Below are 8159 nucleotides of genomic sequence, written 5' to 3'. Positions count from 1 at the left end.
GGGTGGCGGGGCGCCCAACTGGGCCTCGCGACAGGGGCGGCGGGGGGCGCGGCGGCCTGGCTGGGCGGGGGCGAGGCGCTGGGCGGGGCGGACGCGGCCGGTGGCGGCGGGGTGCCCGACCTCCCGTACCTCCTGGTGCCGACAGGTGGCGCCGTCCTCGCCTTCTGCCTGGTGCTGACCGTCCTGGACGGCGGCGTCCTCGCGACGGCCGAGAGGGTGCCCGTGCGGGCCGCGTGGCGGGGGCTGCTGGGACGGTCGCTCGTCTCGCACGCGGTGCACGGGCTGGTGGGGCTGATGATGGCGGTGCTGTGGCGGAGCCCGTACGGGTGGCCCGCCGCACTGTTCGCGCTGCTGCCCATGTTCATCACCGGCCGGGTCTTCGCGCAGTACCACCGCGAGCGCGCGGCCCACCAGGCGACGATCAGGGCCCTCGTCCAGGCCGTCGACCTGAAGGACACCTACACCCGTGGGCACAGCGAACGGGTGGGCCGCGCCTCCGTGCTGATCGGTCGTGAACTCGGCATGGACGAGGCGCGGCTGGAGACGCTCCGGTTCGCCGGCACGCTCCACGACGTCGGCAAACTGGGCGTCCCGACGCGGATCCTGCGCAAGGAGGGGCCGCTCACGGCGGAGGAGCGGCGGGTCGTCGAACTGCACCCCGAGTACGGGCACGAGATGGTGCGCGGCATCGGCTTCCTGGGCGAGGCGCGGGCGGCGATCCTCCACCACCACGAGCGGCTCGACGGCACCGGGTACCCGTACGGGCTGCGGGGCCCGGAGATCCCCGAGCTGGCACGGGTGGTCGCGGTGGCGGACGCGTTCGACGCGATGACCTCGACCCGGTCCTACCGGCGGGCCCGGCCCGTGGACGCGGCTCTGGACGAGCTGGCGCGGTGCTCGGGGCCGCAGTTCGACCCGGCGATGGTATGGGCGCTGACGCGGGCGCTGAGCCGCCACGGCTGGCAGACGGCGGTCACGTCCGACGAGCCGTTCGTTCCCCCGCCCCGCCCCCTCCCGCACCGTGGGGAACCGCCCTCCGGACCGCCGGCGACCCGGCCCGCCCGGCCTGCGCGGGCGGGCGCCGTTCCGGGGGTGCCCCCTCCAGAGAAGCGGAACGCGGGCCGGGGGGCGGAGCCACCGGCCCCGGGGAGAGGCGGGGCGGGGGAAGAACCGTGACCTTGATCGGCCCGTTCGTGCGGGGCGCGGCCCTCGCCGCGGGGGCGGGGAGCCTGGGGTGGACCCTGTGGCACGGGGTCACCCAGCCGGGTGTCGCGCTCGCCTTCGGCGTCCTCGTGGCCGTGGGGGAGGTGGCCCGGCGTCCTTCGGGCCGGGAGCCCGCCCCCCTGGGGGCCGCCGCGGCGCTCGCGTACGCGCTGCTCGGGCAGACCGCCGGGCAGCCGGCCGGGCACGGCGTCGCCCAGGTGGTGACCGTCGCCGTGGCGGGAGCGCTCGCCGGTGCCGTACCGCATCTGGCGCGGGGGCGCGGGCCGGGGCCGGACCAGGTGGCCCGCCGGGTGCTCACCACGGCGTTCGCCGCGCTCTGCTGGCAGCCGCTCGCCGCCTCCGGAGCCGTGCCGGCCGCTGCCGCCCAGGGGCCCGGGCACGCCCTGCTCCTGGCGCTGCTGCTCGTCCTGACCGCCCTGTGCGACGCCGTCCTCGCGGCCCTGCTGCACCGCGCCCGCACCGGGCACCCGTACGGGCCGCTGCTCAGGGACGAGCTGCGCGGGCTTCTCGGCATCGGGTCCGCGGTGTGCGCCACCGGCGCGGTCATGGCGCTGTCGGTGGCCGTCGCCGGGCTGTGGGCGCTGCCGGTCCTCGCGCTGCCGCTGCTCGTCACCCAGCTCGCCTTCGGGCGGTACGCCGCGGTGCGCCGCACCTACCGGCAGACCATCGCCTGCCTGGCCCGCGCCACCGAGGTCGCCGGGTACACCCCGCCCGGCCACGCCCACCGCGTCGCCGTCCTCAGCCGGGCCGTGGGCCGTGAGCTGGGACTGCCCCGCGAAGACCTGACCGTCCTGGAGTACGCGGCCCTCATGCACGACATCGGGCAGCTCTCCCTGGTCGATCCGGTACGCGAAGGGGCGACCGCGCTGCTCCCGCCCGAGGAGCAGCGGCGCATCGCCCTGCTCGGCGGTGCCGTGGTCCGGCAGACCGGTGTCCCCGCCGACGTCGCGGTCGTGGTGGAGCGGCAGGCCGACCCGTACCGCGCACAGCCGCCCGCCGCCCGGATCGTCCGCGTGGTCAACGCGTACGACGACCTTTCCGGGGAAACCGCTCAGGGAGGACTCCAGGCCCTGGAGCACCTCCGGCTCGGCACCGCCCGCGACTACCACCCGGCGGTTGTGGAAGCCCTCGGGCGGGTACTCGCCCGCGACGGGTACGTCCGCGTCGCGGGCCGGGTACCGGGGTAGGAGCGGGGTAACCCATGGGTAATGAGCGGGTGTGCGACCGGGCATGGTTGGATGCCAACTGAGAGGGAGTCCGGGGCAGAACCTTCAGCGACCGGCAGACCGGCAGGCGGGAATCGTGAGGATCTTCGGGAAGGTACGGCATCGGCCCTCCGCCTCGTGGCGGCAGGCCACCGACCGCGCGTTCACGCTGATCGGGGACGGGCGGTACGAGGACGCGGGCGCGCTGCTGACCCGTGCGGCGGACCTGGAGCCGTGGCTCTCGGAGTCCTGGTTCAACCTGGCCCTGCTGCACAAGTTCCGGCACGACTGGGAGCAGGCCCGGGCCGCCGGGCTGCGAGCGGTCGCGCTGCTCGACAGGGAGACCGGCGCTCCCGACTGGTGGAACGTCGGCATCGCCGCCACCGCCCTCCAGGACTGGCCGCTGGCCCGCCGCGCCTGGCAGGCGTACGGGCTGAAGGTGCCCGACCGGACCGCCCCGGGCGGCGAGCCCACCGGCATGGACCTCGGCAGCGCCGCCGTACGGCTGTCGCCGGAGGGCGAGGCCGAGGTGGTGTGGGGCCGCCGGCTCGACCCGGCACGGATAGAAGTGCTGTCCATCCCCCTGCCGTCCTCCGGCCGCCGCTGGGGCGAGGTCGTCCTTCACGACGGTGTCCCCAACGGGGAGCGCACCACCGCCACGGGCCACAGCTTCCCCGTGTTCGACGAGATCGAGCTGTGGGCCCCCTCGCCCGTCCCCACCTGGGTCGTCCTCCTGGAAGCCGCCACCGAGGCCGACCGGAACGCCCTGGAACAGCTCGCCGCGGACGCCGGATTCGCCGCCGAGGACTGGTCCTCCTCCGTACGGCTCCTGTGCCGGTCCTGCTCCGAGTCCCGGATGCCCAGCGCCGAGGGCGAGGGCGAGCACCTGGACCCGCACGACCACAGTGAGCCCGGCCACCCGGGGCCGCTCGGCCACCGCACCTCCGGCGACCTGTGGGTTCCGGAGCGGGAGTGCGGCATCGCCGCGCCCGCCGGGCTGGTGCGCGGTCTCCTCGACGGCTGGGTCGCGGACAGCCCGGACAGCCGTGAGTGGCGCGATCTGGAAGAAGTCTGCTGAGCCGGTGAAGCGGGTCGCCGGGGCCCCGTACCCTGTACGGGCACGACCCACACGGTGACTTCTCAGGGAAGGCGCGGACGACGGACATGGCGCAGCAGGAGACTCGGCAGCAGGGCGACGGCACCCTGCCCGTGGACGACGAGGGCTACATCGTCGACACGGAGGACTGCGAGGAGCGCGAGCGGGCCCACCGCGAACGCGGCACGTCCCGTCCCATCACGGTGGTCGGCAACCCGGTGCTGCACAAGGAGTGCAAGGACGTCACCGAGTTCGGGGACGAGCTGGCGCAGCTCGTCGACGACATGTTCGCCAGCCAGCGCACCGCCGAGGGCGTGGGCCTGGCCGCCAACCAGATCGGCGTCGACCTGAAGGTCTTCGTCTACGACTGCCCCGACGACGAGGGCGTCCGGCACACCGGCGTCGTGATCAACCCGGTCCTCCAGGAGCTTCCGGCCGAGCGCCGCGTCCTCGACGACTCCAACGAGGGCTGCCTGTCCGTCCCCACCGCGTACGCGGCGCTGGCCCGCCCCGACTACGCCGAGGTGCACGGGCAGGACGTGCACGGCAACCCGGTCAAGGTGCGCGGCACCGGCTACTTCGCCCGCTGCCTCCAGCACGAGACGGACCACCTGTACGGCTACCTGTACATCGACCGGCTGTCCAAGCGGGACCGCAAGGACGCGCTGCGGCAGATGGCGGAGGGCACGCCGCGCTACGAGACCGTCCCCAACGACTGACGTTCACGGCGCCGGCGGCGCCACGGCCGGCTGAGCACCGCCCAGCCGGCCGCCGCGCCGACCCCGTACCAGAAAAGGTCCGGGGTGTTGAAGGACGTCCCGAGCACCAGGCGGGCCGGGGTGCCGACGACCGGGTGCGCGGCCAGCGCCGCGGGCACCCCGGTCAGCTGGAACAGCTCCACCGCCCAGCTGATGCCCAGCGCCCACCCGGCCGCCGCCCACGGACGCAGCCGGGGCGCCACCAGCACCACCAGCGCCAGCACGAGCACCGTGTACAGAGCGTCGCCCGCGTACTTGGCGACGACACCCGTCGCCGCGGACCTGACACCCAGGCCCGCGGCGACGGTGAGCACGGCGGCGGCACCGGCCGCCGACCGCGTACGGAGCATCCTCAGAAGTCCTCGTCCAGGTCCACCGAACCCTCCACCGCCACCTGGTAGGCAGAGGGGCGGCGCTCGAAGAAGTTCGTCAGCTCCTGGACGCCCTGGAGCTCCATGAAGGCGAACGGGTTCTCGGAGCCGTACACCGGGGCGAAGCCGAGCCGCTGGAGGCGCTGGTCGGCCACGCACTCCAGGTACTGGCGCATGGAGTCGGTGTTCATGCCCGGCAGCCCGTCGCCGCACAGGTCGCGGGCGAACTGCAGCTCGGCCTCCACGGCCTCCTTGAGCATGTCGGTGACCTGCCGGCCAAGCTGCTCGTCGAACAGCTCCGGCTCCTCCTTGCGGACCGTGTCGACCACCTCGAACGCGAAGCTCATGTGCATCGTCTCGTCGCGGAACACCCAGTTGGTGCCGGTGGCCAGGCCGTGCAGCAGACCGCGCGACCGGAACCAGTACACGTACGCGAAGGCGCCGTAGAAGAACAGGCCCTCGATGCAGGCGGCGAAGCAGATCAGGTTGAGCAGGAAGCGGCGGCGGTCGGCCTGGGTCTCCAGCCGGTCCAGCTTCTCCACCGAGTCCATCCACTTGAAGCAGAAGGCTGCCTTCTCGCGGATGGACGGGATGTTCTCGACGGCGGCGAACGCGGCGGCGCGGTCCTCCGGGTCGGGGAGGTAGGTGTCGAGCAGCGTCAGATAGAACTGGACGTGCACGGCCTCCTCGAACAGCTGGCGGGACAGGTACAGCCGCGCCTCGGGCGAGTTGATGTGCTTGTAGAGCGTCAGCACCAGGTTGTTCGCCACGATCGAGTCGCCCGTCGCGAAGAACGCGACCAGGCGGCCGATGAGGTGCTGCTCACCGGGGCTGAGCTTCGCCAGGTCCGCGACGTCCGAGTGGAGGTCGACCTCCTCGACGGTCCAGGTGTTCTTGATCGCGTCCCGGTAGCGCTCGTAGAAGTCGGGGTAGCGCATCGGGCGCAGCGTCAGCTCGAAGCCGGGGTCGAGCAGGTTCTGGGAACTGACACCGCCGGCGCGAAGCGCCGTCGTTGAGGGGTGGTGCTCGGGCGACGGGTGGGCGGTCACTGGCATGCCTCGCAGGACTCGGGGTTCTCAAGGGAGCAGGCGACGGCCTCGGGGTCGGGCGTGCTCTGCTGTACGGGGACGGGGGTGGTGCCGGACGCCGCCCGCGCGATCCTCGTCGCGGGGCGGGACCGCAGGTAGTACGTGGTCTTCAGGCCCTGCTTCCAGGCGTACGCGTACATCGACGACAGCTTGCCGATCGTCGGCGTCTCCATGAACAGGTTCAGCGACTGCGACTGGTCCAGGAACGGGGTGCGGGCGGCCGCCATGTCGATCAGGCCGCGCTGCGGGATCTCCCACGCCGTGCGGTACAGCGCGCGGACGTCCGCCGGGACCCAGGTGAAGCCCTGCACCGAGCCGTTGGACTCGCGCAGCGCCTCCCGGGTCTGCGCGTCCCACACGCCGAGCTCCTTCAGCTCCTTCACCAGGTACGAGTTGACCTGGAGGAACTCCCCGGACAGCGTCTCGCGTTTGAACAGGTTCGACACCTGCGGCTCGATGCACTCGTACACACCGGCGATCGAGGCGATCGTCGCGGTCGGCGCGATGGCCAGCAGCAGCGAGTTGCGCATGCCGACGGCCGCGATCCGCTCGCGCAGCGCCGCCCACCGCTCCGGCCAGGAGAGTTCCGCGTCGTAGTGGTCGGGGTGCAGCACCCCGCGCGCCGCCCGGGTCTGCTCCCAGGCGGGCAGCGGCCCGTTGCGCTCGGCCAGGTCGGCCGACGCCTCGTACGCGGCGAGCATGATGCGCTCCGCGATCCGGGTCGACAGGGCCCGGGCCTCCGCCGAGTCGAAGGGCAGCCGCAGCTTGAAGAAGACGTCCTGGAGGCCCATCGCGCCCAGGCCCACCGGCCGCCAGCGGGCGTTGGAGCGGCCCGCCTGCTCGGTCGGGTAGAAGTTGATGTCGACGACCCGGTCGAGGAAGGTCACGGCGGTACGGACGGTCTCGTCCAGCCGCTTCCAGTCGATGTCACCGTCGGCGACGAACGCGCCGAGGTTCACCGACCCCAGGTTGCAGACCGCGGTCTCCCCGTCGTCCGTGACCTCCAGGATCTCGGTGCACAGGTTCGAGGAGTGGACCGTGTGCCCCGGCTCGGCGGTCTGGTTGGCGGTGCGGTTGGCGGCGTCCTTGAAGGTCATCCAGCCGTTGCCGGTCTGGGCCAGGGTCCGCATCATGCGGCCGTACAGGTCGCGGGCCGGCATCGTCTTGCGGGCCAGGCCCTTCGCCTCGGCGGCCCGGTACGCGGCGTCGAACTCCTCGCCCCACAGGTCGACCAGCTCGGGTACGTCCGACGGGGAGAACAGCGACCACTCGCGGTCCTCGTTGACCCGGCGCATGAACTCGTCCGGGATCCAGTGCGCCAGGTTGAGGTTGTGGGTGCGCCGGGCGTCCTCCCCGGTGTTGTCGCGCAGCTCCAGGAACTCCTCGATGTCCGCGTGCCAGGTCTCCAGGTACACGGCCGCCGCGCCCTTGCGGCGCCCGCCCTGGTTGACGGCGGCGACGGACGCGTCGAGGGTCTTCAGGAACGGCACGATGCCGTTGGAGTGCCCGTTGGTGCCGCGGATCAGCGAACCGCGCGCCCGGATGCGGGAGTACGACAGGCCGATGCCGCCCGCGTGCTTGGACAGCCGCGCGACCTGGTGGTAGCGGTCGTAGATGGAGTCCAGCTCGTCCTGCGGGGAGTCCAGCAGGTAGCAGGAGGACATCTGGGGGTGGCGGGTGCCGGAGTTGAAGAGCGTGGGGGAGGAGGGCAGGTAGTCGAGGCGGCTCATGAGCCCGTACAGCGCCATGACCTCCTCCAGCGCCCGTGCGCTGTCGTCCTCCGCGAGCCCGCAGGCCACGCGCAGCATGAACTGCTGCGGGGTCTCGACGACCTTGCGGGTGAGCGGGTGGCGCAGCAGGTAGCGGGAGTAGAGGGTGCGGAGCCCGAAGTAGCCGAAGCGGTCGTCGCCCACGGGGTCGACGACCCCGTCGAGGCGGTCGCCGTGGAGCTGTACGAACTCCGCCGTGCGGTCCGCGATGAGCCCCTCGCGGTGCCCGACGGCGACCGACGCGGAGAAGCCCGTCGCACCCTGCGAGGCCGCCTCCTCCACGATGGTGCGGGCCAGCAGCCGGGCGGCGAGCCGGGAGTACGCCGGGTCTTCGGAGATCAGCCCGGCGGCGGCCTCGGTGGCGAGGTCCCGCAGCTCCGCCTCGTCCGACCCGGCGTGCCGGCCGCGCAGCGCGGCGGCGGCGACCCGGCCCGGGTCGGTGTCCGGCAGATCGGCGGTGAGGTCGGTGAGGGTCCGGAGGAGTTCGGCGCCGCGGCCCGAAGGGCCTCCGTCGAGGGTGGTGGCGGGAGACGGGCGGGCCGTGCCCGGGGCGTCGCCCTCGGCGTCGACTCCGGTGGTCGCTGAGGCCGGATCCGCTGGCGCGATGGTCACGTGGGGGCTCTCCCTCGCTCGGCTCGGGGCCTGTTG

The 8159-nt window shown here is 73.3% G+C and carries 7 protein-coding genes; 4 read left to right on the top strand and 3 right to left on the bottom strand.

Annotated elements, in window-relative coordinates; genetic code table 11:
• The 4 genes from I3F58_RS01720 to def all read left to right on the top strand — a co-directional run.
• The coding region (locus I3F58_RS01720) for an HD-GYP domain-containing protein (RefSeq protein ID WP_240106306.1) at positions 1–1176 on the top strand (1176 nt) is incomplete at its 5' end.
• The gene (locus tag I3F58_RS01715; protein WP_374207885.1) at positions 1173–2411 is read left to right on the top strand and encodes an HD-GYP domain-containing protein; all 1239 of its coding nucleotides are present in this window, start codon (positions 1173–1175) and stop codon (positions 2409–2411) included. The genes I3F58_RS01720 and I3F58_RS01715, both read left to right, overlap by 4 nt.
• Positions 2412–2526: 115 nt before the next feature.
• Positions 2527–3507: a hypothetical protein gene (locus I3F58_RS01710; RefSeq protein ID WP_240106305.1), complete on the top strand. Its 981-nt coding sequence runs from the start codon at positions 2527–2529 to the stop codon at positions 3505–3507.
• 86 nt (positions 3508–3593) lie between these two features.
• Positions 3594–4244 carry a peptide deformylase gene (gene def, locus I3F58_RS01705; protein WP_240106304.1) on the top strand — a complete coding sequence of 217 codons (651 nt, stop codon included), beginning with the start codon at positions 3594–3596 and terminating at the stop codon, positions 4242–4244.
• Here def and I3F58_RS01700 read toward each other — a convergent pair.
• The 3 genes from I3F58_RS01700 to I3F58_RS01690 are packed head-to-tail and all read right to left on the bottom strand — an operon-like array spanning position 4220 to position 8123.
• Positions 4220–4633 carry a DUF2809 domain-containing protein gene (locus I3F58_RS01700; RefSeq protein WP_240106303.1) on the bottom strand — a complete coding sequence of 138 codons (414 nt, stop codon included), beginning with the start codon at positions 4631–4633 and terminating at the stop codon, positions 4220–4222. The genes def and I3F58_RS01700 overlap by 25 nt on opposite strands.
• A gap of 2 nt (positions 4634–4635) precedes the next feature.
• Positions 4636–5709 (bottom strand): ribonucleotide-diphosphate reductase subunit beta, encoded by a 1074-nt coding sequence (locus tag I3F58_RS01695; protein WP_374207884.1) that lies wholly within the window; start codon positions 5707–5709, stop codon positions 4636–4638.
• Complete coding sequence (locus I3F58_RS01690) at positions 5700–8123, bottom strand: ribonucleoside-diphosphate reductase subunit alpha (protein WP_240106302.1); 2424 nt, start codon at positions 8121–8123, stop codon at positions 5700–5702. Before I3F58_RS01690 ends, I3F58_RS01695 begins: the two co-directional genes overlap by 10 nt.
• Positions 8124–8159: the final 36 nt, after the last annotated feature.

This window comes from Streptomyces sp. MUM 203J (assembly GCF_022414595.1).
In the GTDB taxonomy this organism is placed as follows: Bacteria; Actinomycetota; Actinomycetes; order Streptomycetales; family Streptomycetaceae; genus Streptomyces.
The sequence above is the reverse complement of the archived record's forward strand: the minus strand, read 5'-3'. Positions and strand labels throughout refer to the sequence as shown.

Coding starts and splice junctions, on each gene's coding strand:
- def (WP_240106304.1), top strand. CDS start 3,594: ATGGCGCAGCAGGAGACTCGGCAGCAGGGCGACGGCACCCTGCCCGTG.
- I3F58_RS01700 (WP_240106303.1), bottom strand. CDS start 4,633: ATGCTCCGTACGCGGTCGGCGGCCGGTGCCGCCGCCGTGCTCACCGTC.
- I3F58_RS01695 (WP_374207884.1), bottom strand. CDS start 5,709: ATGCCAGTGACCGCCCACCCGTCGCCCGAGCACCACCCCTCAACGACG.